Source organism: Gluconobacter sp. P5E10 (assembly GCF_018812145.1).
Taxonomy (GTDB): domain Bacteria; phylum Pseudomonadota; class Alphaproteobacteria; order Acetobacterales; family Acetobacteraceae; genus Gluconobacter; species Gluconobacter cerinus.
The window spans coordinates 24,466-48,226 of the sequence record NZ_JACRVZ010000006.1 but is presented as its reverse complement, the minus strand read 5'-3'; the positions used below and the strand labels follow the sequence as shown (position 1 = coordinate 48,226).

26 protein-coding genes are annotated in these 23,761 nt (G+C 54.8%); 9 read left to right on the top strand and 17 right to left on the bottom strand.

Annotated features, from left to right (window positions below):
* Nucleotide 1 precedes the first annotated feature (1 nt).
* The 4 genes from KP707_RS13195 to KP707_RS13180 form a co-directional block, all read right to left on the bottom strand.
* On the bottom strand, nt 2-628 hold the full coding sequence (locus tag KP707_RS13195) for a methylthioribulose 1-phosphate dehydratase (protein WP_211503395.1): 627 nt from the start codon (nt 626-628) through the stop codon (nt 2-4).
* Nucleotides 628-885 carry a twin-arginine translocase TatA/TatE family subunit gene (locus KP707_RS13190; RefSeq protein ID WP_046900273.1) on the bottom strand — a complete coding sequence of 86 codons (258 nt, stop codon included), beginning with the start codon at nt 883-885 and terminating at the stop codon, nt 628-630. The genes KP707_RS13195 and KP707_RS13190 overlap by 1 nt, the downstream gene beginning before the upstream one ends.
* A 71-nt stretch (nt 886-956) precedes the next feature.
* The gene (locus KP707_RS13185; RefSeq protein WP_046900274.1) at nt 957-1,427 is read right to left on the bottom strand and encodes a CHAP domain-containing protein; all 471 of its coding nucleotides are present in this window, start codon (nt 1,425-1,427) and stop codon (nt 957-959) included.
* Nucleotides 1,424-2,032 carry a regulatory protein RecX gene (locus KP707_RS13180; RefSeq protein ID WP_211503440.1) on the bottom strand — a complete coding sequence of 203 codons (609 nt, stop codon included), beginning with the start codon at nt 2,030-2,032 and terminating at the stop codon, nt 1,424-1,426. Before KP707_RS13180 ends, KP707_RS13185 begins: the two co-directional genes overlap by 4 nt.
* Before the next feature lie 64 nt (nt 2,033-2,096).
* Between KP707_RS13180 and KP707_RS13175 the strand changes: the two genes are divergently transcribed.
* The 9 genes from KP707_RS13175 (at nt 2,097) to KP707_RS13135 (ending at nt 12,765) form a co-directional block, all read left to right on the top strand.
* Nucleotides 2,097-3,662 (top strand): D-aminopeptidase, encoded by a 1,566-nt coding sequence (locus KP707_RS13175; RefSeq protein WP_211503394.1) that lies wholly within the window; start codon nt 2,097-2,099, stop codon nt 3,660-3,662.
* A gap of 151 nt (nt 3,663-3,813) precedes the next feature.
* Nucleotides 3,814-5,016: an aspartate aminotransferase family protein gene (locus KP707_RS13170; RefSeq protein WP_086633147.1), complete on the top strand. Its 1,203-nt coding sequence runs from the start codon at nt 3,814-3,816 to the stop codon at nt 5,014-5,016.
* Between the two features lie 41 nt (nt 5,017-5,057).
* Nucleotides 5,058-5,987, top strand: a complete 930-nt coding sequence (gene argF / locus KP707_RS13165) for an ornithine carbamoyltransferase (protein ID WP_211503439.1) — start codon at nt 5,058-5,060, stop codon at nt 5,985-5,987.
* Nucleotides 5,988-6,034: 47 nt separating this feature from the next.
* On the top strand, nt 6,035-6,916 hold the full coding sequence (locus KP707_RS13160) for an Hsp33 family molecular chaperone HslO (RefSeq protein ID WP_211497217.1): 882 nt from the start codon (nt 6,035-6,037) through the stop codon (nt 6,914-6,916).
* Complete coding sequence (locus KP707_RS13155) at nt 6,913-7,965, top strand: hypothetical protein (protein WP_211503393.1); 1,053 nt, start codon at nt 6,913-6,915, stop codon at nt 7,963-7,965. Before KP707_RS13160 ends, KP707_RS13155 begins: the two co-directional genes overlap by 4 nt.
* 20 nt (nt 7,966-7,985) lie before the next feature.
* Nucleotides 7,986-8,813: a hypothetical protein gene (locus tag KP707_RS13150; RefSeq protein ID WP_211503392.1), complete on the top strand. Its 828-nt coding sequence runs from the start codon at nt 7,986-7,988 to the stop codon at nt 8,811-8,813.
* A gap of 122 nt (nt 8,814-8,935) precedes the next feature.
* Nucleotides 8,936-9,661, top strand: coding sequence for a gluconate 2-dehydrogenase subunit 3 family protein (locus KP707_RS13145; RefSeq protein WP_080951425.1), 726 nt, complete (start codon nt 8,936-8,938; stop codon nt 9,659-9,661).
* A 12-nt stretch (nt 9,662-9,673) separates the two neighbouring features.
* Nucleotides 9,674-11,452 carry a GMC family oxidoreductase gene (locus KP707_RS13140; RefSeq protein WP_064274256.1) on the top strand — a complete coding sequence of 593 codons (1,779 nt, stop codon included), beginning with the start codon at nt 9,674-9,676 and terminating at the stop codon, nt 11,450-11,452.
* Complete coding sequence (locus KP707_RS13135; protein ID WP_211503391.1) at nt 11,449-12,765, top strand: cytochrome c; 1,317 nt, start codon at nt 11,449-11,451, stop codon at nt 12,763-12,765. The genes KP707_RS13140 and KP707_RS13135 overlap by 4 nt, the downstream gene beginning before the upstream one ends.
* Before the next feature lie 46 nt (nt 12,766-12,811).
* Here the strand turns inward: KP707_RS13135 and KP707_RS13130 are convergent, their stop codons facing one another.
* The 13 genes from KP707_RS13130 to KP707_RS13070 all read right to left on the bottom strand — a co-directional run bounded on the left by KP707_RS13130 (nt 12,812) and on the right by KP707_RS13070 (nt 23,679).
* The gene (locus tag KP707_RS13130; protein ID WP_249203006.1) at nt 12,812-14,032 is read right to left on the bottom strand and encodes a hypothetical protein; all 1,221 of its coding nucleotides are present in this window, start codon (nt 14,030-14,032) and stop codon (nt 12,812-12,814) included.
* Between the two features lie 35 nt (nt 14,033-14,067).
* Nucleotides 14,068-14,754, bottom strand: a complete 687-nt coding sequence (locus KP707_RS13125; RefSeq protein WP_211507047.1) for a hypothetical protein — start codon at nt 14,752-14,754, stop codon at nt 14,068-14,070.
* A gap of 3 nt (nt 14,755-14,757) precedes the next feature.
* Nucleotides 14,758-15,996, bottom strand: coding sequence for a hypothetical protein (locus KP707_RS13120; RefSeq protein WP_211507048.1), 1,239 nt, complete (start codon nt 15,994-15,996; stop codon nt 14,758-14,760).
* A 43-nt stretch (nt 15,997-16,039) separates the two neighbouring features.
* Nucleotides 16,040-17,179, bottom strand: a complete 1,140-nt coding sequence (locus tag KP707_RS13115) for a baseplate J/gp47 family protein (RefSeq protein ID WP_211503388.1) — start codon at nt 17,177-17,179, stop codon at nt 16,040-16,042.
* Between the two features lie 42 nt (nt 17,180-17,221).
* Nucleotides 17,222-17,581: a phage tail protein gene (locus tag KP707_RS13110; protein WP_211503387.1), complete on the bottom strand. Its 360-nt coding sequence runs from the start codon at nt 17,579-17,581 to the stop codon at nt 17,222-17,224.
* Nucleotides 17,578-18,201, bottom strand: a complete 624-nt coding sequence (locus KP707_RS13105) for a baseplate assembly protein (RefSeq protein WP_252348876.1) — start codon at nt 18,199-18,201, stop codon at nt 17,578-17,580. Before KP707_RS13105 ends, KP707_RS13110 begins: the two co-directional genes overlap by 4 nt.
* Nucleotides 18,198-18,917 carry a hypothetical protein gene (locus tag KP707_RS13100; protein WP_252348875.1) on the bottom strand — a complete coding sequence of 240 codons (720 nt, stop codon included), beginning with the start codon at nt 18,915-18,917 and terminating at the stop codon, nt 18,198-18,200. The genes KP707_RS13105 and KP707_RS13100 overlap by 4 nt, the downstream gene beginning before the upstream one ends.
* 338 nt (nt 18,918-19,255) lie before the next feature.
* Nucleotides 19,256-19,465, bottom strand: a complete 210-nt coding sequence (locus tag KP707_RS13095) for a hypothetical protein (protein ID WP_211503385.1) — start codon at nt 19,463-19,465, stop codon at nt 19,256-19,258.
* A 6-nt stretch (nt 19,466-19,471) separates the two neighbouring features.
* A complete protein-coding gene (locus KP707_RS13090) occupies nt 19,472-20,389 on the bottom strand; it encodes a hypothetical protein (RefSeq protein ID WP_211503384.1) in 918 nt (305 codons plus the stop codon).
* 18 nt (nt 20,390-20,407) lie between these two features.
* Nucleotides 20,408-21,283: a hypothetical protein gene (locus tag KP707_RS13085; RefSeq protein ID WP_215751701.1), complete on the bottom strand. Its 876-nt coding sequence runs from the start codon at nt 21,281-21,283 to the stop codon at nt 20,408-20,410.
* 166 nt (nt 21,284-21,449) lie between these two features.
* Entirely contained in the window at nt 21,450-21,770 is a 321-nt protein-coding gene (locus tag KP707_RS13080) for a hypothetical protein (protein ID WP_099213336.1), read from the bottom strand.
* Entirely contained in the window at nt 21,767-22,192 is a 426-nt protein-coding gene (locus KP707_RS13075) for a hypothetical protein (RefSeq protein WP_086633080.1), read from the bottom strand. Before KP707_RS13075 ends, KP707_RS13080 begins: the two co-directional genes overlap by 4 nt.
* Nucleotides 22,193-22,194: 2 nt before the next feature.
* Entirely contained in the window at nt 22,195-23,679 is a 1,485-nt protein-coding gene (locus KP707_RS13070) for a phage tail protein (RefSeq protein ID WP_215751702.1), read from the bottom strand.
* Between the last annotated feature and the right edge of the window lie 82 nt (nt 23,680-23,761).

The window sequence follows — 23,761 nt, the reverse complement described above, 5'->3', positions numbered from 1 at the left end:
TTCAGCGTGCCTTCTGGAGACGGGCAAGATGGCAGGCGAGCAGAAATTCAAGCCCTTCAAGCCGCGCCAATGCTGTGAACATGTCTTTACCCCAGACATAAACGCCATGACCGCGGATCAGGTAACCCAGACGCATGTCCGACAGTTTCGGAGCGACAACTGTCGAGAGACGGGCGATATCCTGATCGTTGTGAAACAGGGGTAAGTCCAGGCTGGTGTCGTGCGTTGACTGGCCTTCGAAAACCTTCAGCACTTCATAGCCCGCGAGGGTGATCGCGTCTGTTGGTTCATCCATGGACAGGATGGTGGCCGCAACAGAGTGACCGTGCAGTACAGCCCCGATCGACGGATCATGCGCATAGAGCTGGGTATGGAGCAGAGTTTCCGCACTGGCCCGCTTCGTTGGGTCCAGCGATACGCCTTCAGGGGTGATCTGGATCACGTCCTGCTCTGTCAGGAAGCCTTTGTGCCCTCCTGACCGCGTGATGGCGATGCGGCCATCTGCCAGACGTACGGACAGGTTGCCAGCTGTAGCTGGAACCCAGCCGCGCTGATCCATCCGCTGGCCTGCCCGGACGATTTGTCCGGCGGCCTCGGTCCATGCCGTATCAGACGTCGTATTCAACATCAGACCTGCGTGCGGTGCGTGTCGCTGTTGGTGGTCGTCTGGCTGTAGCCGGGCGACTGATTGGGGGCCGAGATATGACCCGGCGCCTGATTGGCTTCAGGCGGCGTCATGTTCTCGTCTTCGCCCATGTTCTTCTTGAAGGACTTGATGCCCTTCGCGAAGTCTCCCATCAGGCCGCTGATCTTTCCACCGCCGCCAAACACGACGAGCAGGACGACCGCCAGGATCAGCCAGTGAACGGGGCTCATGCTGCCCATAATGTATTACTCCGAAAAGCCAAGGCTACACCTTCATGTGGCAAGGCTTGGGCGTTTGTGCAAGCGTTCGCTCAGGACGCATCATCCGGACCGGAGGCCGAAACGAAGCCATAGGTTGGATAGGCTCGGCGCCCCAGGCCGTGAATGGGTGCCCACCAGACCCGGACGAGTGTCCAGTCATGACGGGGTGAAACATCCGTGATGGGAACATTGCGATCAATGCGTCCCGGTTCCCAGTTAGCATGATCTACGAGGATCGTGTTTGAAGAAATCTGTCTGCGTACGATGGAAACGTGTCCGCTCGGTACGCGTGACGTTGCCCGGAAGACCAGAACAGAGCCCGCAATGGGGGCATGGCTTCTGGCATAATGCCCCGCAGACTGGCGCCACCATGAAGCAGCATCTCCCCGCAACTGAAGACCTGTTCGAGAGCGGGCATAAGGCGCGCACTGGAGTGGCCCATTGAAACTGGCACGACTGTATTCGCGACTACCGCCACAGGCTGTGAGCGACAGCAGCAGGCAGAGTGCCAGTTTTTTCATGGGCGGCTCCGGAAGGCCATGATGCGGTCTTCTGCTTCTTCAGTGTCCATTTCCAAAGCTGTCTGCACGACATCCCTGGAGAAACCATTGCGCGCAAAGATTCCCATGACGCGAACCAAGTCCTCTTGCGGACGGTCCGGGCGGCAGAAGGGACCAACGCGACGTTTACGCGCCAGAACGAGCGCAGCCGCCAGTTCTGCCTCCCGCGCCGTTTCGTCTGATCTTTCACCCAGCGATTCGTTGAGCGCTTCCTGTGTGGTTGTCTGATCAACGCCCTTCGTGGCCAGATGTGCGGCGACAGCCCGGCGAGATCGTCCGGTCCGGGTCAGGTTCAGAGCGCGGGAACGGGCGAATCCGGCATCATTGACGGCTCCGAGTTCTGTCATGGCGACGATGACGTCTTCCACGGCTGGCCGAAGAGTTCTGATGGTGGCTTCGGCATCTTCTTCAGGCAGCCCCGCATGCACGGCTCGCGTGCCCCAGCGCCGAAGACGACGTTCCAGCGTCTGGCGCAGACTATGCTCGGTTGTGGCAAAGCGAGCCACGTGGGCCAGGGCCATTTCGCGCAGTGCCTTGAAATCAGGTGCTGTTGGTATGTCCTCCATAGTGGATGAGTATGCTGCGAAGAGGGCATTTACGGCAAGATCGGATAGGGTCATCATTCGACCCATGAGCGACTCTCTTTCAGCCCGCCTCGAGGCGGCTGTCTCCGCCCTTCCTGTCCGTTTTCCTGGCCCCGGTGGGGCTGTGGCTGTCGTGAAAGATGGCGAGGTTCTTGTCCGTCACACATGGGGCTACGCCAATGCGGAGCGGCGCCTGCCGTTCACCCCGTCTTCCCTGTTCCGCATGTGCTCCATCACGAAGCAGTTCACCTGCGGCGTATTGCTGGATCTTTTCCAGGACCCGGCGGAACTGGATGGAGATGTGGACGACCGGTTGCCGCAACTGGATGAGCCCGCGCCAGGCGCGCTTCACCTTGCACACAACCAGTCAGGCCTGCGTGACTACTGGGCCGTGGCGATGTTGCATGGCGCACCAGTCGAAGGATTTTTCGGGGATCGGGAAGGACGTCGTGTTATTGATGGTACGCGTACACTCCAGTTCCAGCCCGGTACGTCTTACTCCTATGTGAACCAGAACTTCCGCCTGCTGTCTGACATTCTGGAAGACAGAACAGGACGGAATTTTGCTGAACTGCTTCAGACGTCCATTTTCAATCCCGTGGGCATGGAACGGGCCATTCTGGCTGCCGAAACCCGCGCCATGCCGGACGGGACTGTTGGATATGAAGGAACCGTGGAGAGCGGTTTCCGCCCAGCTGTCAATAACATCTGGTGGACCGGGGATGCAGGTCTGGGCGCATCACTGGATGACATGATTGCCTGGGAGCGCTTCATCGATGCGACGCGCGATGATCCTGACGGGCTTTACAACCGCCTGACAACGCCGGTGACCTTCCGCGATGGTGAAGCCGCACCTTACGGATTTGGGCTGCAACGGACATCACTTTTCGGACGTGATGTGACGATGCATGGTGGCGCGCTTAGGGGCTGGCGGTCCCACAGACTGCACGTCGCATCTGAGCGCCTGTCTGTTGTTGTGATGTTCAATCATATGTCGCCTGCACAGGTTGCAGCGGGACAGATTCTGGCAGCAGCACTGGGTGTTCCCTACGAGCCGGATCGGACAACACAGCCGCCTCATGAATTGTACGGCACCTTCATTGAGCGAGAGACCGGGCTATCCGCGCGAATCGAGCCCGCTCCCGGCGGAGCCAAGCTTCGATATCTGATGGTACCGGAAATGCTGGAAGGTGTTTCCGCCTCGCGGGCTGAAACACCGAGCGTCCAGATTGTTCGTCAGGGAGACGAAATCCGGATGGAGCGGCCGGGCGAAAACCGCGTGGGCATTCTCACCGCCTGTGACGAAACTGCCGGTGAAGACATCGAAGCACTTGAAGGCGTTTATCGCTGTGAGGAGCTGGATGAGGCGGAAGTCACCATCGAACTGGCAGGTGGCGTGGTCTATGGCGGTTTCTCAGGCTTTCTGGGCAATGGCCGGATGGAACCGCTTCAAAGGCTGGCACGGGACGTCTGGGTTTTGCCGTGCCCTCGGGCGCTTGATCACACGGCGCCGGGCGACTGGACGCTGCTGTTCGAACGGGATTCTTCAGGCGTCAACACGGTGAAGGTCGGATGCTGGCTGGCGCGGGATCTGGTTTACAGGCGCGCCTGACAACCGTTCTTTCCCCGCAAGGGGTTTGACGGATCGCATTTCTGCCGCACAGTATGTGTCTGCGGAATCTTTGGCCCTGCCCCGGGCGACCGGGGCAGGGTTTTCCGATTCTGCAGCTTTCATTCACCCTGATCCAGGATCGACGATCATCATGATCTCCTCCCTCATGCCCAATTACAAACGTGCCGACCTTGCTTTCGAGCAGGGCGAAGGCGTCTGGCTGACGGCATCGGACGGGCGACGATATCTGGATTTCGGGGCTGGCATTGCCGTCTCTTCGCTGGGCCACGGCCACCCGAAGCTGGTGAAGACCATTGCGGATCAGGCCGCGAAGGTCATGCATGTCTCGAACCTTTACCGTATTCCGCAGGCTGAAAAGCTGGCGGATCTTCTGGTAAAGAACTCATTCGCGGACTCTGTGCTGTTCTGCAACTCGGGCGCTGAAGCGAACGAGGGCATGGTGAAGATGATCCGTCGGGCGCAGTTCGAGAACGGCCATCCCGAGCGTACGCGCATTCTTTGCTTTGATGGCGCGTTTCACGGTCGGACATTGGCCATGATTTCTGCGACCGGAAATCCTGCCTACCAAAAGGGGTTTGGGCCTGTCGTTGAAGGGTTCGATCATGCGCCGTTCAACAATACCAACACGCTGCGCGCAGCTATTACGCCGGAAACTGCCGGTATTATCGTGGAGCCCATCCAGGGTGAAAGCGGCATTAAGCCAGCGTCCGAAGTCTTCATGAAGGCCTTGCGCGCAGTCTGTGACGAGCACGGCATCTATCTTGGCTTCGACGAAGTCCAGACCGGTGTTGGCCGAACAGGAAAGCTGTTTGCACATGAGTGGTATGGCATCAAGCCGGACGTCATTTCCATTGCCAAAGGCATTGGTGGCGGCTTCCCGCTCGGGGCTGTTCTCGCAACGGAAGAGCTGGCCAAACATCTGACACCCGGTTCTCACGGAACGACGTTTGGCGGCAATCCCTTGGCTTGTGCCGCAGGAACGACAGTTCTGGAAGAAGTTCTCAGCCCCGGCTTTCTGGCGCATGTCTGCGCGGTTGGAGAGGCCTTCGACGGCATGCTGCGGGATGTCGTGAAGCGTTCACCAGGCGTTTTTGACGATGTCCGCGGCATGGGTCTGATGCGTGGTCTGCACTGCGTTCCGCCTGTTGGAGAGGTGATGCCACTCGTAACGGCCGCAGGGCTTCTGACCGTTGGTGCGGGCGATAATGTGCTGCGTCTGGTGCCTCCGTTGATCGTGACGGAAGAAGACTGCCAGGAAGCCTGCAAGAAATTGATCGAAGCTGCCGAAGCATATGTAGCAGCCCATAAGAAAGAACAGGAGAACGTGTCGTGAGTCTGGCAATTGCCCCCCGGACAGCAGGAACGGACCAGCAGATGCCACGGCATTTTCTTGATATTCGCGATTTCAGCAGCGACGTAATCCGACAGATCATTGATCTGTCGGCCCGCATCAAGGCACTCCAGAATAATCGTAAAAATCCGCTACATCCGGACCGTCCTCTTGAAGGGCGTACGCTCGGACTGATGCTGGCACAGCCTTCCACCCGTACACGTGTTTCATTCGAAGTGGGTATGGGGCAGTTGGGTGGCCAGGTGTCTGTCCTGTCGCCGGGCGATATGCAGCTTGGCCGCGGGGAAACCATTGCAGACACGGCGCGCGTTCTGTCGCGCTTTCTGGACGTAATTGTTCTGCGAACGGGCACGGACGAGAACCTGCGCGAACTGGCAAAGTGGAGCACGGTTCCGGTCATTAACGGTCTGACGCCGGTCTCCCATCCTATTCAGATTCTGGCAGACGTGCTGACATTTGAAGAGCATCGTGGCCCGATTGCGGGAAAGACGCTTGCGTGGATTGGGGACGGCAACAACGTAGCCACTTCCCTGATGGAAGCGGCAGCTCTGCTCAAATTCAATGTTCGTCTGGCAACGCCAGAGGGTTTCGCGCCCAGTGAACGTGCTGTTGCCTGGGCACGTCAGAACGGTGCCTCCATCGAAGTCTTCCAGAACCCTGCCGAGGCTGTCGTAGGCGCAGATGCTGTTCTGACAGACACTTGGGTCAGCATGGGGGACAAGGATCGCGATCAGCGTCTTTCTGCTTTCCGTCCGTACCAGGTGGATGCAGCCCTTATGGCAAAAGCTGCACCCGATGCCCTGTTCCTTCACTGCCTGCCTGCCCATATCGGGGAAGAAGTGACTGCCGAGGTGTTCGAAAGCCCGGCGTCTGTTGTTTTTGACGAGGCGGAAAACCGCCTTCATACACAAAAGGGCCTGCTTCTCTGGGCTCTTGGAAGAGAGAACGGGTGATCGATACACCGCCATTCCTTGACAGGGGACGCCCCAACGTCCCGAACATGGTTGTTTCAGGGGGGATTGTGCCATTTCATCTGGCACAGTCTCCCGTCCGTGGACGCCTGATTCGACTGGGAGCACTGGCAGACGCCATCCTGTCACGGCATGATCTCCCGGATGCTGTCCTGACCATGGGTGGGCAGGCTCTTGCATTGGTTGCGGGCATGGCGTCTGCCTTGAAATTCAAGGGATCTTTCTCCCTTCAGATCAAGGGAGACGGCCCAGTCTCCATGCTGCTAGCTGATGCCACAGACACAGGCGACCTGCGTTTTACGGCCCGGCTTGCGGAAGATGCTGACCCTGCAGCGCTACCGACATCCCCCAAAGAGTTGCTTGGTAACGGCTACCTCGCCTTCACGATCGACCAGGGGGCGGATATGGACCGCCATCAGGGTATCGTGGAGCTGACGGGTGAAACTCTCTCTGAGATGGCCGTCCACTATTTTCAGACCAGCGAACAGCATGACTGCTGGATCCGGCTGTTCTGCCTCAAGACGGTTGACGGCTGGAGCGCCAGTGCCCTGGTGCTAGAACGGATCGCAGATGAAGGCGGCATCGAGAATGCTGCTCAGGCTGAGGATGCCTGGGAAACGGCCTGCACGTTTGCCGAAACATTGCGAGACCAGGAAATTTTTGACGAAACACTCGAAAGTGGTGATCTGATCCATCGTCTGTTCGGGACGTTAGACGTTCAGATTGCTACACCACGCGCTCTGGCTTACGGCTGCCGTTGCTCCCGGGCACGACTTGCCTCAGTTCTGGAGCGCTTTGGCGAAGACGATCTGGATCACATGGTGGAAAACGGTGCCATCACGATGAACTGTGAGTTCTGCAATGTCGGCTTCCGTTTCACCCGTGATGAGCTTGGAGAAAAACCTGCATGACGCGTCCACTGCTCGACGGAATCAGGATCGACGGCCTTCCCGTCGAACAGCTTTATCCAGGTTGGATAGCTTTGGAGCGCCACCCGGTTGTTGGCCAGTTCGAAGTTATTCTCTTTCAGGATGAGGATAGCGGGCGACAGGCTTGCTGGTGGATTGAGGATGGAGCCTACAAGGGCAGCCATGTCATGGCGCTTCGCCCGGATGTGCAAAATCGCCTTCTGACGGGCATGGACCCGGTATTCTGGCCACTGGCGGAAGGCGTTCTTGGTGGTGACATCCGGGACGATGCCACCTCTTTCAGAACTGACCTTCCTTCAACAGTTTTTCGGGAGCTGTCGGGCCTCTGGCTGGGACGACATGCGCCCCATGCAATTTTCATTGCTGCCGGACATGCGGACAGCGGCGAATCCCTGACCTGCCCTGATGGGAAGCCCGTGGCTGAAGGGCGGATGAAAGCGCTTCTTTCAGCTCGCAGAGGAACGGACGTTCTGGTCGTGTCCTCTCCGTTTTCTGCAATGCCTGTACGGGCGCAGATTGAAATGAAGCTGGGCACAGCAACTGCTTATCGCTTCCACGATGCACTGGAAAATTCAGTTTTCTACCTTGTGTGGAACGAAGCAACACCGGGAAACCGTCCATCATTCTACTATCCCAGAGGCCCACTCCTGATTAGCGACGACCCGTCAGGACCGTTGATTCCTGGCTGGATTTTAGAATGGTTTGCACGACATTCCGGACATGCCGATGTCATCAGAGCTGCACGTCCTTTCCTTCCGGAAGATTTTGGTGTCGGTCAGGCGTCTTCGCTACGGACGCCCCGCGTTCCTCAGGCGGCTCCGGCTGCGGCGGTTGTGAAACCGACTGATCCTGAGCCAGAAAAGCCTTCTGATAACAGTCCGGAAGTGACGGAAATTCGGGAATCAGAGCCTGTTCAACGTCGGTCTTTTTTGCCGGAGCTTCCGTTGGAGCCGCCTCCGGTATTACAGTCACCGCACAAGAAGGGGCTGTTCGGGCGTTTCAAGAGCCTATTGGGCCGCGACGACCAATAAAGATCATGGGGAATAGCGTGATGGGTGTACGGTACTGGTTCGGGGCAGTCGCTCTGGGATTATCACTTGGTCTTGCGGGTTGTGCAGATGATGAGCCAGCGCAGACATTCCCTCCCGCAGACTACAGCTATTTGTCGCAGTTGCACCTGAATGTGGCGACAATCAACATTCAGGATGAAGCTGTTCCATCCCCAGGTTCCCTGAGTTCGAAAGCCCCTACGCCCCCCGATCAGGCCCTGAAACAAATGGCTAACCAACGACTGGTTGCCAGTGGACAGCAGGGTCAGGCAGCATTCATCATTAAACAGGCCTACATTTCTTCAGAGGGCGAGAATGCGATCTCAGGCGCCTTGGATGTGCAGCTGAATATTGCCGATGCGGGAAATCTGCATACGGGATATATCCATGCACGGATCAGCCGTAAGCTCGACACGGGCACTAAAAGCGCTACATCCCGCGCCTCTCTTTATGCCCTGACCAATCAGATGATGCAGGACATGAATGTTGAGCTTGAGTTTCAGGTCCGTAAAAAACTCATGAGCTGGATGACGGATGCGGTGGGGAACCCTCTGGTTGATGGCGGCGTGAAGCAACAGGCTCTTGATGGACCAGGCAGTAGCGCATCAGTTGCTCCCGCAACGCCTGTCACACAGGACGTTCCAGCCGTAGTTACAAGCACGCCAAGCGTTGCCGCCCCCGTTCAGCCCAGCATTCCCGATGCAATTTTCCCGACGGGCGCAGGCGATGACAGCACACCCCCTGTAACTGCTGCACCGAAGCAGAAATCTCCTCCTGCAGGTGTTCTGCAACTTCCATCCAATGGGAAAGCGAGCGCTTCAGCAGGATAAATAGCGCTCATCGCTAAATGATGATCGAAAGTTCTCTGGCATTGCGACCTCCACCCGTCCTATGGGGGGTCTGATATCTTTTATTCCGGATATGTTTGTTTTCCGAATATGACCCTACCCTTATGCTGGAGAACAGTGTGCCTTCGACGGAACCGACCGTGACCCGCCCTCTTCGCCGCAGTTTTGTCAAAGGCCTGCTTGGGTCCACATCCTTCTGGATGGTTGGGGGCCATGCCCACTGGGCTGAAGCCCTGGCTGAAGAATCCAAACAGCCATACCACCCTTCCTTCTTCACACCTGACGAGTACCGCCTGCTGGAATCCGCTACGGAACGGCTTTTTCCACAGGATCAGCATGGACCAGGTGCGCGCGCCTTGGGTGTTGCAGAGTTCATAGATCGTCAGATGGAAACGCCCTACGCGCAGGGAGACAACTGGTATATGTCAGCCCCTTTCGTACAGGGCCCGGCTAATCTCGGTTATCAGCTACCGTTTGTGCCACGCGATTTGTATCGCAAAGGCCTTCAGGGACTGGACGCGTATACCCGCCAGCAACATGGAAAATCCTTCCCGGATCTTCCTGTGGCAGAGCAGGACGCTATTCTGACGGCACTGGAGGGCGGCTCTGTCTCGTTGGGAGATATTCCTGGCCGGGTTTTCTTCGAGCAACTCCGAACCAATACCCTTGAGGGTGTATTTTCTGATCCTCTTTATGGGGGCAACAGAGGGCTGGGCGGGTGGCTGATGCTGGGCTTCCCGGGTGCTCGGGCCGATTTCATGGACTGGGTCAATCAGGACGGCGCAGCCTATCCGTTTGGCCCGGTTTCCATCTCAGGTGAAACGGCCTGAGGGGCTTAAATCATGACAAAAAAACACGTAGATGCCATCGTGGTCGGAGCTGGCTGGGCTGGTGCGATCATGGCAAAAGAACTGACCGAAGCCGGACTGTCGGTCATCATGCTGGAACGCGGCTCCGAGCGTACGACGCCCGTAGAAGGCGCTTACCCGGAATCCATCGATGAACTGCGGGGGGCAATTCGCAAACGCCTCTTCCAAAACCTCTCCCAGACGACAGTCACGGTCCGCAATACCATTGATCAAACTGCATTGCCCTATCGTCAATTAGCAGCATTTCTGCCGGGCGAAGGCGTTGGGGGGGCGGGGCTACACTGGTCAGGCGTCCATTTTCGCGCTTCGCCAGAAGATCTCAGGCTTCGTAGTTCAGTAGTAGAGCGTTACGGCGAGAAGTTCATTCCTGAGGACATGAACCTTCAGGACTACGGCGTGACCTATGCGGAGCTGGAACCTTTTTTCGACAAGGCCGAAAAGGTTTTTGGAACATCTGGCGAAGCCTATCGGGTCAACGGCAAAATTGTCGGAAACGGTAATATCTTTGATGGAGACCGATCGGATAATTTCCCGCTCCCGGCCATGAAAGATACCTTCACAGCCTCTACCTTTCGGGATGCGGCATCCCAGGTAGGCTATCATCCCTATTCCCTGCCCGCAGCCAATGCATCCCGCCAGTATACGAACCCGTATGGCTGCCAGATGGGGCCCTGCAATTTTTGCGGGTATTGCAGCGGATATGACTGCTACCTCTACTCAAAAGCGTCTCCGAACGTGAATGTTCTGCCTGCGCTCCGGCAAGACCCTCGGTTCACTCTTATTTCTGATGCACACGTTCTTCGTGTCGACTTGGACAGCACCAAGAGCAAAGCAACCGGTGTCACGTATCTGGAGACGAAAACGCAGAAAGAAGTTTCCCTCTCCGCTGACCTCGTCATTCTGAGTGCGTTTCAGTTTCATAACGTCCATCTGATGCTCCTCTCGGGCATCGGAAAACCGTATGATCCTGTTCAGAACACAGGCACAGTTGGGCGCAACTTCGTTTACCAGACCATTACGTCATCGCGCATATGGCTACCACCGTCCAAATATACCAACCAATTCATTGGTGCAGGCGGCGTTGGTGTCGCATTTGATGACTTCAACAGCATGAATTTTGATCATGGCCCGCTTGGCTTCATCGGGGGGTCTCCGGTGTGGGTCAATCAGGCCGGAACGAAACCCATTGCCGCAGCCATCGGGACAGGCGGCGGGGGCACACCACGATGGGGCTCAGCGTATAAAGGCGCTCTCATCGACAGTTATAAGCACTCTATCGGGGTGGATGCCCATGGCAGCAACATGGCCTATCGAGATGTTTATCTAGACCTAGACCCGACATGGAAAGACGCCTACGGCCTGCCATTGCTTCGCATGACCTTCACGTGGAAAGATAACGATATCCGCATGAACCAGTACGTTGTCAGCAAGATCGAACCACTGGCAAAAGCCATGGGCGCCACGAAGACCAATCTCGTTCATCTCAATGCTGGCCAACCTTTTGACACGCGTCACTATCAAACCACTCATCTCGGCGGCGGCGCAGTTATGGGGACAGATTCCAAGACAAGCGCGCTCAACCGCTATCTTCAAAGCTGGGATGTTTCGAACGTGTTTGTGATCGGCTCCAATGCTTTTCCGCAAGGGATGGGATATAACCCCACAGGCACAGTCGCGGCCCTGGCATATTGGGCGGCCTACCACATCCGTACAACCTATCTGAAATCTCCTGGTCCATTGGTGAAGGCATGAAATTTTTTCCTTTTCTGGCCTTCACCAGCAGCGTCCTGTTTTTCAGTTACGATGCCTCAGCCAATGATGAGAAATCTGCCCTGATCGAAGAGGGCCGCTATCTTGCCGCCGCTTCTGATTGCGCAGCCTGCCATTCAATTCATGGGAAACCGGAATATTCTGGAGGAGTATCGTTTTCTCTTCCGATCGGTACAGTTCATTCCACGAACATTACCCCCGATATGGAGCATGGGATCGGAAAATATTCAGAGGCCGAGTTTGGGAAAGCCCTGCGAGAAGGCATCCGCCGAGATGGTGCAACACTTTATCCCGCAATGCCCTATCCATCCTATGCCCGCCTGACAGATCATGACGTCCACGCGCTTTACACTTATTTCCACGACGGTGTTGAGGCATCATCCGTCGCAACACCGGAAAATGGTATTCGCTGGCCACTTTCCATGCGTTGGCCGCTGACATTCTGGCGCTGGATGTTCTCCCCTGCTCCAGTCAAGGCTCAAGCCAAGACGCTTCAGGCATTTACAGATCCACAAATCGCCCGCGGAGCTTATCTGGTGGAAGGTCCAGCACATTGTGGAGCCTGTCACTCGCCACGTGGCCTTGCAATGCAGGAAAAAGCTCTTACAGCAGCCGATAGCGAGGCCTTTCTGTCAGGCGGAGTAGCCGTCGATGGATGGGTCCCAACCTCTCTTCGTCAGGAAAATCGGACTGGCCTAGGTCGATGGAGCGAAGAGGACATCATCGCGTTTCTTAAAACCGGACGAAACATGCAGGGAGAAAGTTTTGGTGCCATGACGTCTGCCATTGTTCATGGCACGCAGCATCTTTCTGCCGCAGATCTTCTTGCGATGGCCAAATATCTGCGCACTCTCCAGCCTTACGACAAAACGCAGAAAAACTGGGTCTATGACCCCGCATCCACCAATGCTCTGCGTAGAGCAGATGTTTCCGCGCGAGGTGCCAAAGTCTATATCGATAATTGTGCAGCCTGCCACAGAACAGACGGCAAGGGATATCCTGCCGTCTTTCCGCCGCTTGCGGGTAACCCTGTTGTCATGGGAGAAAATCCGGCATCGCTCGTTCACATCATTCAGAGTGGGGCAACATTACCCAAGACCGAGACAGCCCCTTCTGCCTTTACGATGCCGGATTTCATGCATCGCCTTAGCGATCAGCAGATTGCAGATGTCACAACATTCATCCGTGATGCATGGGGCAACAACGCACCTGCTGTCAGCCGAGAGGACGTTGTGAATCTGAAAAAAGACATGCCGCCGCGCAATATGGTGGACGGCGAAATTTCATTGAACTGAGTCTACGTAACGAGGGGAACCCCCATTTGAGGTCCCCTCACCTGCCTTACGGCAGAAAACGGTACATAACACACCCGGAATAACCAGCGCCGCCCGGCGAGTGCGTTCCATCTGCAGGTGTAGAATAAGAGCCCCCGCCGCCGGCACCAAAATGGGTGCCATTGCGCCCTCCTTCGTTTCCGCACCGACCGCCGCCGCCCCATGGGCCGCTACCGCCATAACCTGCAAAGGTACTGGAATTCGTTTGGCCATCTCCTCCCGAAGTCCCAGTCTGATTCCAGACGGTGCCGCCTGACGCTACGCCACCTTCACCACCTGCAGAGCCCATGGCGCTATAAAAATAGCCACCCTGCCCTCCACCAGCCTGTAGCAATGTTTGCCCATTGTAACTGACAAGGGAGGTGCCGCCCGTCTGCTCCGATCCGCCCCCTGCGCCAACTGTCACATTCAGTGCGCTACCAGTTGCGAGGCTGACGTCATAAATCCCTGAGGCATCTCCCCCACTGCCACCGCCGCCACCTGAAAATGATCCATTCAGTGTCATGGAATTAGACGATGCGCCCCCGCCGCCGCCGCCCACAACACGTAATTCCACACGGGACGCCCAAACTGGAATGGAAACTGATGCATTGGCTGTGACAAGCTGTAGAGGCTGCATAGCGGCACGCAGCAAAGTCTGCGTTGCCAATTCAGGAATTGTTGGCCAAAAAACCTTCCCTGCCTGCGGCTGTACGCCAGCAAGAGACGTGGCTCCCTGAGGCACATTCAAAGTATATAGCCCAACAATTGCGCCACCGGGCGGCACAGCTGGTGTATCTGTCGAAACAACAAAAGAAAGACCTGCCTGTCTCCGCGTTGGCAAGGCATTTCCGTCGTTATTCATGCCCGCCTGCGTCTGGGAGGGGTTTGAGGCATTGAAAAACGGGAGGACAGTCTGATCGACATCCTGTTCGGTACAAAGAGCGAAAACCGTATATGTCGCGCCAGTTCCTGGAACAGAAACCGTTACATCCTCATCACTTGAATACTGGCAAGTTGTAGGGGTTGCATCCGCTCCATATCCCCCGCCGGCGCCCCCCAGAAATGCAGCATCCATAGTCCCAGATGCTGTGATGGACCCTGCCCCGATTGTAACAGACAGACCGGAGGGAGAAGGCGTACAAATCAGACCCGAAGCAGCTGTCACATCCCGGCCATAAAGCATATCAGACAGATGACCGAGCGCCGCCTTGCCATATCGCCCTATTCGCAGCAGATCCGTATCCATTGGAATTGATCCTGCGTATACAATTGCTCGATCCATTATTTGCTCACTTTGACCCAGCCGGTTATGCCGCTGGCTGCCGTTTTTTCAATTGTTTGGTAAATTACGTGGGCATCAGCGGCGTGCCCCAGCGCTGCCTCCACGAAGAACTGTCCACCGTGCCGGCTGCCGTATCGCAACCCTGCGCTACCATATCCATAACCTCCACCACCGGCAGGAGCGGCAAGTGATGCCAATGCATGGCAATCCGCTGCATTCAGAGGTTCGAGAATAGTGGGCGCGACACCCGTGACTGACAGCAGCGCGTTGAAAACAGACTCACGCGTATTCTTTTGCGCCACCAGAGAGGACACGATACGGGTGCGATAGTCCCTGTCCAGCTCCGAAGTGCGACGCGTTAAACCAGCCGGTCCAAAATAATCAGCCGCCAGCATATCCAGAAATGGGCCACTCATCGTTATGAGGCGTGTCTGCTGCTGACATTCATCAAGTAATGTCCATATTCCAGCCAGAACGGCTGAAAATCCCCTCAGAATAGCGACAAGAACTGGTGCAGTTTCCTCCTCCAGATCCTGAGGCGCTGCTGGGAACCAGCCGACAGGCAGAAGGCTTCTCAACCTCGACGCAAAATCATCGACTGATCCGGGAACCACCCCCGTATCCAAAAGAATTTTCCCATCAGTCGCCTGAAGGACCACTTTCTGAGGGTCGTACAATCTGGCCATGCTTCAACCTCCAGCCTGCTCTGGAGTCATCAGCGGGATACGATAATCCGTTCCATTAACGCTGATATGCAAAAAACCTCCCCCCACTGTGGCGGGAAGTGTGCCTGCCGCATTCGTTACCGGGGAAGAGATTTGCAACTGCCCTCCCTCTTCCGGAAACAAACCAAGGTTTGACGATCCGTTTTCGCCACTTTGCACATACAGACCAGCCGCCTGAGTGCCTGCCCCAGGTTGGACCTGCAAAGTGTTGTTGGGTGCCACAGCACTTGCGACTGAAAAGAGTGTCTGTCCTTCAATATTGCTGAACAGAATTCCATTATCGACAAAATCCTGTCGTACGCCCTTCGAACGCTCCGTCACGGTAGAGCGGACAAACGCTCCAACATTACCACCCGAGACCCCACTAACAACTTCCGGCGTATGCCACTCCAGAGCATGATTACGCGCAAGAGACAGGGCGGAGGCATATCCATTATCTGTCCCGTTTGTGCCGCTTAAAGCCGTCGCGCCGAAAACAATACCGACCTGCCAGGCGTCAGGGTTTGAAACAAAAACGACCCCTGCAGCAGCATCGGAAGTACCCGAAGTCTGACCACCACCCGCACCGAGCTGAATGCCATAAACACCACCGCCGACATTGGGGGCATACGGCGTAGACTGACCAATCGCCAAGCCACCAAAATTGACCGCTTCAAGTTCCATGACGAAAGTCGGTTGATAATTTACACCAGCAAGACGCCACGCTTCTCCATAATAAGCGTAGGCTGTCGTGGTCGTAGGTGCAGAAGTGTCATCAGCGACACCCCATGACGCAATGCCGATCGTACTTGGTTGAAACCCCAAAGTATCTGGTGCCGTTTTTGCATCAGATGTCCGGGAGGCTGCTACAAAAGCACTATTGCCAAACTGGGCTACCGAGGCACATTGCGCGTCCTGCAAGGCCCAGGGCCCAATCGAAGTAGCTCCCATTGTCTGGGACAGCCACTCGTTTTTAGATGCTGCATCCCGATCGCTCAGTCCTGGATTAGCCGCAGCATCCCCGATCAGAACACGATCAGCAAAACGACTGATCCTTGCTCCTTTATCCTGATAGAATGCCCCACTCGGCTTGGAAACTGCTGGAGTACCTGCAATCTGGGAAGCCGTTGCAGTAACGGTTTGATGGCCGCTGGAATCTGCCAGCACCAGAACTTCATCGCCCGTCAACGTATCAAGCCGCGGATATGTATTGAAAACAGGCATAGCCTTCCTTCTGCCCCGATACAGTTAGCAGGGGCCTGTTTGGTCAGTTCTGAAGAACGTTGATCTGAATTGTGCCGACTGTCAGTGCCTGCTCGCCATTCGCAGCAATATCGGCTTGCCCACCATTCAGGCGGACATCCAGAACGGAGGTAACCGTCACGCCGGCCCCGACATACGCTAGATATGATAGGCGGCTATAGGCATAACCTGCACCAACCACTGCGCCTGCAATGTCCAAGCTAAGGGCATTCTCAATCGCAGTTGCAGCCTGCTGAACCACAACCGACATTGGCACTACGACTGTCATGGACACATTCACCGCAAGCGTCTGGGGAGGTCTGACGGCAAAGCCGACTCCCAAGGCCCGAACAGCGTCAACAGCCTCATAAACCTGTGTCAGGAGCGCGTCCGATGGCGAGCCACTTCCGTCATTCACGACGACCGTAAAATACCCGGTCTGCGCAGTTCCATCAGCAGCAACGCCATCTCGAAGTGAACTCGATAATCCTGTCTGAACACCCGCAACAGCATTCCCAACAGCTGCTCTGCACCCAGATGCTTTTGCAGCAAGCCACAGAGGAAAACGCGCACGCAACTGCGCATCCGTCTCCTGGTCGGCGCCGTTAAGAAAAGCCGCTGGATTTGTAACAGTGTCAATGCCGGAAATAGCTGTGCCCATCAGACAGAGCGTACCAACAGATACGTTACCATTTGATCCCGCAACCTGACATTGAACTGGAACCGATATGCTCTGCATGTCCGTCTGCCGAACATACCCGCCTGCAACGTCGGACCAGACAGGCAGATTGCTGTCTTTGATCACTGCGAATGACAGGCCGGAAACAGTGCGGACAATGGCTCCTGGCACAATCACTGCCGATTGCTGAGATGGCGAAAATGACATCATCGTCACCATCCCGGTCGATGCCGTTCCAGGTAAACGTATCATCCCGAAATCTTCGACAAAACTGTCGCAATCCTCAGCAGAGGATGTTGCCAGACGTGTGCGGAGCAAGGTTTGTAAAACAAGATATTGCAGCCATAATCCTATGCCACCGACACCTTCCATCAGTGCCCGCACGGGCGATCCAACAGAGCCATCCAAAAGCTGCGCACAGGAAGACTGCGCCGTCGCCACGGCGGTGGAAACCGTCGTAGCAAACGAGCGAAGAGAAAGAGACATTACGTCCTCCGGAAGCGCAGAACATAGCTCTACGCTTCTTGTTTAGGCGGAAAAATCCAGTGTTTGCTGCTGCCCCGTGTCAGCATCGACATAGGAGATATGGCAAAGGCAAAGCCCGTTATCGGCAGCACTCACAGTCACATCAACAGAATGACCGGAATCAACTCCAGGGTCCTTGAGAACCTGCACCCGAATGGCAGCTTGCATGACGGCTGGAACAACAACTTCCCCAACCATGCTTTGCAAACCTACCCCGTATTCCGGCTGCCAGATGTAATCACCAGGATTGGTTAACAAGCGCCTTAAAAGCCTCTGACGTGTTTCGTCAGCCCCGGAAATAACCTGTAAGCCACCGTTCTCCAGCAGCAGATCACCGCCACATAAATGACTGATGGAACTCATCCAACAGGTCCCCCTGTCGTCTGGCTACCCATCAGATGTACGTGCTGCGTCAACGAGTGCTGATCTGTTTGAATATCGCCACCAGAAACCTTCAGACCATTCGCAGAAAACACAGCCGTTACGTCGCCTATCGTCAGTGAAATACCGCTCTCTGCAATATGTAGGCGCGCATTGCCTGCCCCCAGGATCACCCCGTCAGAGCCAATCTGACACCAACCGGCCTGAGGATTTACATCACCAACCTTGCCGTTTGTATCTGTCGGAGGTGCACCGCATCCTGCCCTGATCAGCATGGTCCCTGGCTGAATAGCCTGCCCATCAGAGGGAGAGACGGGCGCAGTCACAACCGTGTCAAAAACAGCCCCGATAGCAATCAGATGCTCGCCATCCCCTTCAAGGGGTAACAAGGCAACGTGGGTCCCTGGTTCAGATGGACAAGAAACACGCAGATTTCCGGCCTGTACGCCCCCCACGTCAGGTATCCAACCGGTTTCCACATTGTCAGGCTGGATACGAACCTTGATGGCATGGTTCGAAGGATCAACTGCGGACACAATTCCAAGGACAGCATGCGCGCTCCGGTTTGCAAGGGCGGCAGCTAGCATTCGCGTATCACTCATGCCCCACTTCTCCGGCTACGCAAAACCACATGCTGAATAAATCCATCATTCACAGAAAATCGGGAAACAACCTGATCCACACCCAGCGTCTGCTCCGTTGTCCCCAGTGAAATCTTTATAAATTGCCGCGGGCGCAGCCTTATAATACCAGGCATTGAAATACGGACTGACAGTGCATGTGCAGAAATGCGCTCATACTTACCACGAGCCAGCCGACGCAGATCTTCCAAACGACGGCCCGGCACACGAAAGCTGTGGAGTACAGTCACACCTGATGGTGCATCCTGGGAAAATGTTTTGCCATCATAATAAATATGCGTACTGCTTCTCTGTCGAGAATCCCAAGATGCCATATGCACCACAATACCCGTGAGCAATTGAAGATCTCGAGAAACATCTGTCTCGAATACGGCATTTCGAACATCAATAATTTCAGCGGTGTCGTCATTTACGTAAGACGGCTGACAGACAAGCGTTTTCCCATCCGCATAAAGATCACATAACCCATCCCTCGCAACGGCAAAGGCCAGATCTGCCGCCGTCTGAAAGCGATGCTGCGACAGAAGGGCACCCCTCTTATGCTCTACTTGCCAAAACTGACCCATCATATGGTCAGAGCCATCGTTGGGAAGAGAAATCCGGGTCTCAAGTGCAGCGCTTCTGGCAATATCCTGCAGCAGATCAGATCCCGTATGGTTAAGCCAGGAATCCTGCACGCGAAGGTCTATAAGTGCCGCAAGAGCATCCCGACACTCCATTTCGACAAGAGAATGCTCGTCAATATTCCGGACATGATCTGCACGCCCTTGAAATAGAACGGTCCATCCTGAAGAAATTTTAGTGTCCCTGATTTCAACAGAAATCCACGGGCTTGAAGCTGTATCCTGTTCAAACCAGAACGATGCTTTTCTGGCCCTTTTCCTCTTTATTGCGAACGTCAAAACTGCCGTATCGCAAGACTCATATCTATTAGAATCCAGCTCGAAACTTTTAAGCGCAAGATCCGGATTTTCTATTCCATCCCATAAAATTCGAACTTCGATCTGGCGTGCTGTCATCCTCCCTCCTCATTGGGAAGCCCTGATGAAAGCGTAAGGTCTTTCATCGGAATTTTCAGAGGTTGGACTGTTTCAACTTTGCTTAAATCTGGATCTGACAGCCCATTGGTCTGAGCAATTCTCCACCACTGGCAAGCATCTCCCAGTTCACGCGCCGCAACATGAAACAGCGAAATATCAGCTGCCGTTACAAAAATATTTTTCATAATTCCTCACGCGTGCACTATCGGCAATTGCCCGGAAGCACCTTGAGAACCACGGACATAGGCCAGAGAATGATTAACCAGACCGCCAGTATCTGATGCTGCACTAAGCAAACCGGCACTCTCGGCAACTGCACCCAGAGACGATATATCCGCAATCGCGACACTTTCCAGATTGCTTCCTGTGCTCTCCATGATGGACATCAACCCACTCCCCGCGGTCGTAAGCTGATGGGATATCGCGGCCATACCGGACGGAGTAGCCGCAAGATTAGAACCACTCTGACTCAAGGTATTTGCCATACCCAGAGCATCAACAACCTTGGCCGCAGCTCCCCCCGCCCCTACTAAAGTGGCCAATGGCATAAGCTGGCCTACGATGGAATTAACTTGCCCAGTGCCTGTAAAAACGCCTTCCGAAATACGCGCTACCATATCTGAAACAGTCTTGAGCCCACTCTCAGTATCATTTCCTAGAATGCCTGTGAGTGAACTTTGGTTTGTCCTAAAATCAGTGGCTTCCGCTGGCCGTTCCAACGTCAGTTCATAGGAGCAGACAGCCCCCTTCGCTTCATATGAATAAACAAAGCGAGCAATCCAAACATCACTTGCCATACCTGCCGCAGAAAAAGCGACAGGCTGGCCCGAAATGCGCATCCGCTCCACGGCTTGCGCTCGGACCTGTGCGTTCGGCCCTAAAAAACGCCCTCGCAATTCCAGTCGGCCAGGGTCGTTTCCAAGCGTATCAACAACACGCTCGCCTCCGGGAAGCTTATGCACGACCATCATTTGATGGCCACCAATCTCAAGTCGGTCAGGAACTTCAATACCGCTCAGTACAAGTGAGCCAAGGGTAACCGGCGCAGACGTCCCTAAACGACCGATGGAACCGATCACGTTTTCAATGGCAGAGAGCGTTACACTCATTGCGGCTCTCCTCTGATCTCATCCAATTCCAATGCTACAACCTGGATATTGGGGAAATTGAATTTCATCGACGCCTCCCGTTGCACGTCGCGCAGCAAGACGGCTCATTTTTCCAAAATCGCTGATGTCTTTGCGCTGCTCTTCACCCAAAGGGGGCATTCCTGATCGGGAGGAGTGAAATGTGTGGGGTAAGGTATTTTCTTCAAATTCAGGCTGCCATATCCGCCCCAATTTTCCCAACGATATTGGAAGGAACTGTGATGAAACTGCTGAACAACCTTCCAGGTCTCGCACACCAGATTTTAGAACAGGGACAGACCGGGTATTGATTGCTGACTTCCAAATTTCAGGGCGAGAACCCGCTAAATCTGGCGTATTACGGGAAAAAACATGAGATGCCACGCGGCAGTGCTGCCTCGGGCTTCTTGCAGAAAAAAAATTCTTCGCCGGTGAGGCCGCGCTTAATCTTCCCGGCTTGATAAAAAATTTTTCCGTGCCGCCTAACTGCATATCATCGCAAATTTTTTGCGATACAGCGTGGCCAGACTTCTTCAATTTAGCCTGCACAATATGCACGAGACTTTCTTGCTTAGACCCCATTTTAAAAATGCTGCTTTTATTTCTTACAAGCTTTGGAGCATTTTCCAATGTGCCTTCGACATGTGTCTCTGGACCACTTTTCGAGAAGGAAAAACTCCCGGCTGACGTCACGCGAGGTATTAAAGAAGCCATCGATAATTTCGGAAAATCCAAATTTACTTTCTCGCGGCTCTTAACAAAATTCACTGTGGGAATGACAGCTGTCCTTCCCTCTAGCAAAGATCGTCGCAATACATTCCGGGAAAATAACATTCCCGACGAAAGAACGCCTTTCCACAATTTATCCGTATACATGCCTATTCTCGGTACTGTCTTTGGTCCCAGTCAAAGACATGACCTGCACGCTCTGCCGTCACAACACACGCAGCCATCCGCCTTGCGCGAGACCACGACTTCAACAAATTCCATGGCACCCCATGATCCAGAAGGTAAAGCATCTCCTGAAACGCAGAGTGCCTACTCAGTTTTTTGCTGTAGCGACCACCATCTCTTCATCAGTATCCTGATGAAAACATGGATAAAGCACTGCAATTCCACCTTTACCGATACGGCGCGCCAGATCACGAATTTCTTCTTTCGTACCCGGCATCTGCACTGGCACACCGTCGATAGCCGTAACTGAACAGATCATTTCCGCATAGCCCAACCATGCAGCAGCCGAAGCACCAGTCACAGCAGAGCCTGCCGCCTCAATCAGATCCAGCATATCCGCAGGATCGATCTCTTTCAGAGAAAGACATCGTCCATCAGCAAGACGAACTTCTTTCGGAAGCATACTCATGAAATCTTTGCCCTCGTTGATGCAAAGAACTGCACCGTTTGATGAACCATCTGATCCGACTGCCAGGCATCATTTTTCAACTTGATAGACACGTTCGTGTACTCCCACGTACTTGTCGTGCCATCAGGCTCTGTCACATACTGGTAAATTGTACCGCTCCCAACCGTTCCAGCATTCCAGTAAGCAGCTTCAATAGCAGCAACCAGATTGTCCAGCGCCGCACTCGCACGTGCGATCTGAAACGAACCACGCCAGCCATTCGGAACATTGAACTCGATCGGCATGCCATTAAGCGGACTCGCTCGCAGTGCATGCGTCTCCTGTGATGCCCCGAAAGACGTGACATCACGCAAATCAACCCGCTGGCCGTTCCAGAGAACTGTAATCCGGCAGTCACGACCAATACTGTAAGGATTTGCCATGCTCAGACGCTCCCGCCCGCAGTCGTCACCGTCACCGAGGTGCCGCCCTGCAAATTCACCACAAATTTTTCATTGATGCCCTGGTACCGCACAGCCACGTCAGCCTGCACATATCCCAACGCAGTCCGCGACTGGGGATTATTCGAACTATCGCAAACAACACGGTAAGGCAGTTCAGAATTCTGAACACCCAAAATACCTTGAGACAACAAGGACGACAGGAAACCCAACAGGGTCGAGCGAATATCGGAAAAGAGCGTGTCATTCACGACCTGTCCGACATACGCTCCCATACCCCCAGCCAGGGATGACGCAATATAATTGGTCAGACGGGTATAATTATCTCCATTTACCGTCGCTTTACTTGACGTATTGTGCCCACACCGTACTGCCCAGTAAGTCCCGCCCGGCGCCGGATTGCAGATAACATCGATCCCAGCCGTAAACAGTGTAGAAAGTTCGGCCGTGGAATAGGTTGCGCTGCTCCCCCCTAAGCCTGCCTTTTGGCTTCCAACAATACCCGAAAGTGCTTTGTTCAGGCTCGATTGTTCAGGTGAAAGTGCAGAAAGAATGCCTGCAGCAAATGCCTGAGGGCTGACAAGCATCATGCCATTGACGTCATCGTTCCACCAGATCCAGTCACCAAACATCAACTTTACAGCTGATGAGTCCAGACCGCTGGCGGCTTTGACGGACACTGCATTGCTTACACTGTCATATGCAGGGCTTGCCGTCACCATATAGACCCCTTCACCGAGGCCAAATGCCGCCTGCGACGAATAGCACGCGCTATCTGTCACGCCATGAAGGGTGGCAACGGCACATCCCTGCCCCCTCAGAGCATACATACCCGTCCGAATGATATCGTCTTTTCCTAGAAAAGCCGACGTATCAGGCGTCCCACCATCTAGTCCTCCAGACAGCGTCACGCTTCCAGGAACAGGATCAGGAACTGCATCTGGCAAATGGACCGTCACCAGAGCTGACAGATCCTGCGCAACAGCGGCTTCCAGGATGCTCCATGTCGCACCTGAATAACTTGCCGCTCCAAGAACCGGATGCGAAACTGCCAGCCCATAACCCGCCCCCGTTGCGGTCAGGGTCACAACGATAGAATTACCAGCAGCGCCGGTATGAACAGCACTGAGTGTAACGCCTCCCAAAGAGGCCGTTGCGTTTGCATCCGTTCCATCTGTTACACGCACGACAACGAACGATGACGCCCCTTGCAGAGCCGCAATATTTACAGCCAGCCCTGCATCCGTCGTTTTATTCTGCTTACTCCCAAAAGCAGAGAGATAATCACTCATGCCACCCACTGGCACTGGAAGCCCGACCGGGCCCCATCCTGCCGTTCCAACAATACCCAGCTTCGATGAAGAGGCACCCGTCAGTCCCAGCGGTTGTGGCTGCGCAATCTGTACATAAAGGTTAGGAACCGTAAGCGCAGTCGTATTCAGCGTACCCGCCTGATAAACCAGAGACATCCGCCGATATTTCCTCCAAAAAATATAGTGAAGTGTTCCGATAAAAGAACAATTATTTTTTCTCTATTACATCGATTCTATT

Excerpts from the sequence above, each read along its gene's own strand:
- KP707_RS13195 (WP_211503395.1), bottom strand. The coding sequence starts at position 628 with ATGTTGAATACGACGTCTGATACGGCATGGACCGAGGCCGCCGGACAA.
- KP707_RS13190 (WP_046900273.1), bottom strand. The coding sequence starts at position 885 with ATGGGCAGCATGAGCCCCGTTCACTGGCTGATCCTGGCGGTCGTCCTG.
- KP707_RS13185 (WP_046900274.1), bottom strand. The coding sequence starts at position 1,427 with ATGAAAAAACTGGCACTCTGCCTGCTGCTGTCGCTCACAGCCTGTGGC.
- KP707_RS13180 (WP_211503440.1), bottom strand. The coding sequence starts at position 2,032 with ATGGAGGACATACCAACAGCACCTGATTTCAAGGCACTGCGCGAAATG.
- KP707_RS13175 (WP_211503394.1), top strand. The coding sequence starts at position 2,097 with ATGAGCGACTCTCTTTCAGCCCGCCTCGAGGCGGCTGTCTCCGCCCTT.
- KP707_RS13170 (WP_086633147.1), top strand. The coding sequence starts at position 3,814 with ATGATCTCCTCCCTCATGCCCAATTACAAACGTGCCGACCTTGCTTTC.
- argF (WP_211503439.1), top strand. The coding sequence starts at position 5,058 with ATGCCACGGCATTTTCTTGATATTCGCGATTTCAGCAGCGACGTAATC.
- KP707_RS13160 (WP_211497217.1), top strand. The coding sequence starts at position 6,035 with ATGGTTGTTTCAGGGGGGATTGTGCCATTTCATCTGGCACAGTCTCCC.
- KP707_RS13155 (WP_211503393.1), top strand. The coding sequence starts at position 6,913 with ATGACGCGTCCACTGCTCGACGGAATCAGGATCGACGGCCTTCCCGTC.
- KP707_RS13150 (WP_211503392.1), top strand. The coding sequence starts at position 7,986 with ATGGGTGTACGGTACTGGTTCGGGGCAGTCGCTCTGGGATTATCACTT.
- KP707_RS13145 (WP_080951425.1), top strand. The coding sequence starts at position 8,936 with ATGCTGGAGAACAGTGTGCCTTCGACGGAACCGACCGTGACCCGCCCT.
- KP707_RS13140 (WP_064274256.1), top strand. The coding sequence starts at position 9,674 with ATGACAAAAAAACACGTAGATGCCATCGTGGTCGGAGCTGGCTGGGCT.
- KP707_RS13135 (WP_211503391.1), top strand. The coding sequence starts at position 11,449 with ATGAAATTTTTTCCTTTTCTGGCCTTCACCAGCAGCGTCCTGTTTTTC.
- KP707_RS13130 (WP_249203006.1), bottom strand. The coding sequence starts at position 14,032 with ATGGATACGGATCTGCTGCGAATAGGGCGATATGGCAAGGCGGCGCTC.
- KP707_RS13125 (WP_211507047.1), bottom strand. The coding sequence starts at position 14,754 with ATGGCCAGATTGTACGACCCTCAGAAAGTGGTCCTTCAGGCGACTGAT.
- KP707_RS13120 (WP_211507048.1), bottom strand. The coding sequence starts at position 15,996 with ATGCCTGTTTTCAATACATATCCGCGGCTTGATACGTTGACGGGCGAT.
- KP707_RS13115 (WP_211503388.1), bottom strand. The coding sequence starts at position 17,179 with ATGTCTCTTTCTCTTCGCTCGTTTGCTACGACGGTTTCCACCGCCGTG.
- KP707_RS13110 (WP_211503387.1), bottom strand. The coding sequence starts at position 17,581 with ATGAGTTCCATCAGTCATTTATGTGGCGGTGATCTGCTGCTGGAGAAC.
- KP707_RS13105 (WP_252348876.1), bottom strand. The coding sequence starts at position 18,201 with ATGAGTGATACGCGAATGCTAGCTGCCGCCCTTGCAAACCGGAGCGCG.
- KP707_RS13095 (WP_211503385.1), bottom strand. The coding sequence starts at position 19,465 with ATGAAAAATATTTTTGTAACGGCAGCTGATATTTCGCTGTTTCATGTT.
- KP707_RS13090 (WP_211503384.1), bottom strand. The coding sequence starts at position 20,389 with ATGAGTGTAACGCTCTCTGCCATTGAAAACGTGATCGGTTCCATCGGT.
- KP707_RS13085 (WP_215751701.1), bottom strand. The coding sequence starts at position 21,283 with ATGTATACGGATAAATTGTGGAAAGGCGTTCTTTCGTCGGGAATGTTA.
- KP707_RS13080 (WP_099213336.1), bottom strand. The coding sequence starts at position 21,770 with ATGAGTATGCTTCCGAAAGAAGTTCGTCTTGCTGATGGACGATGTCTT.
- KP707_RS13075 (WP_086633080.1), bottom strand. The coding sequence starts at position 22,192 with ATGGCAAATCCTTACAGTATTGGTCGTGACTGCCGGATTACAGTTCTC.
- KP707_RS13070 (WP_215751702.1), bottom strand. The coding sequence starts at position 23,679 with ATGTCTCTGGTTTATCAGGCGGGTACGCTGAATACGACTGCGCTTACG.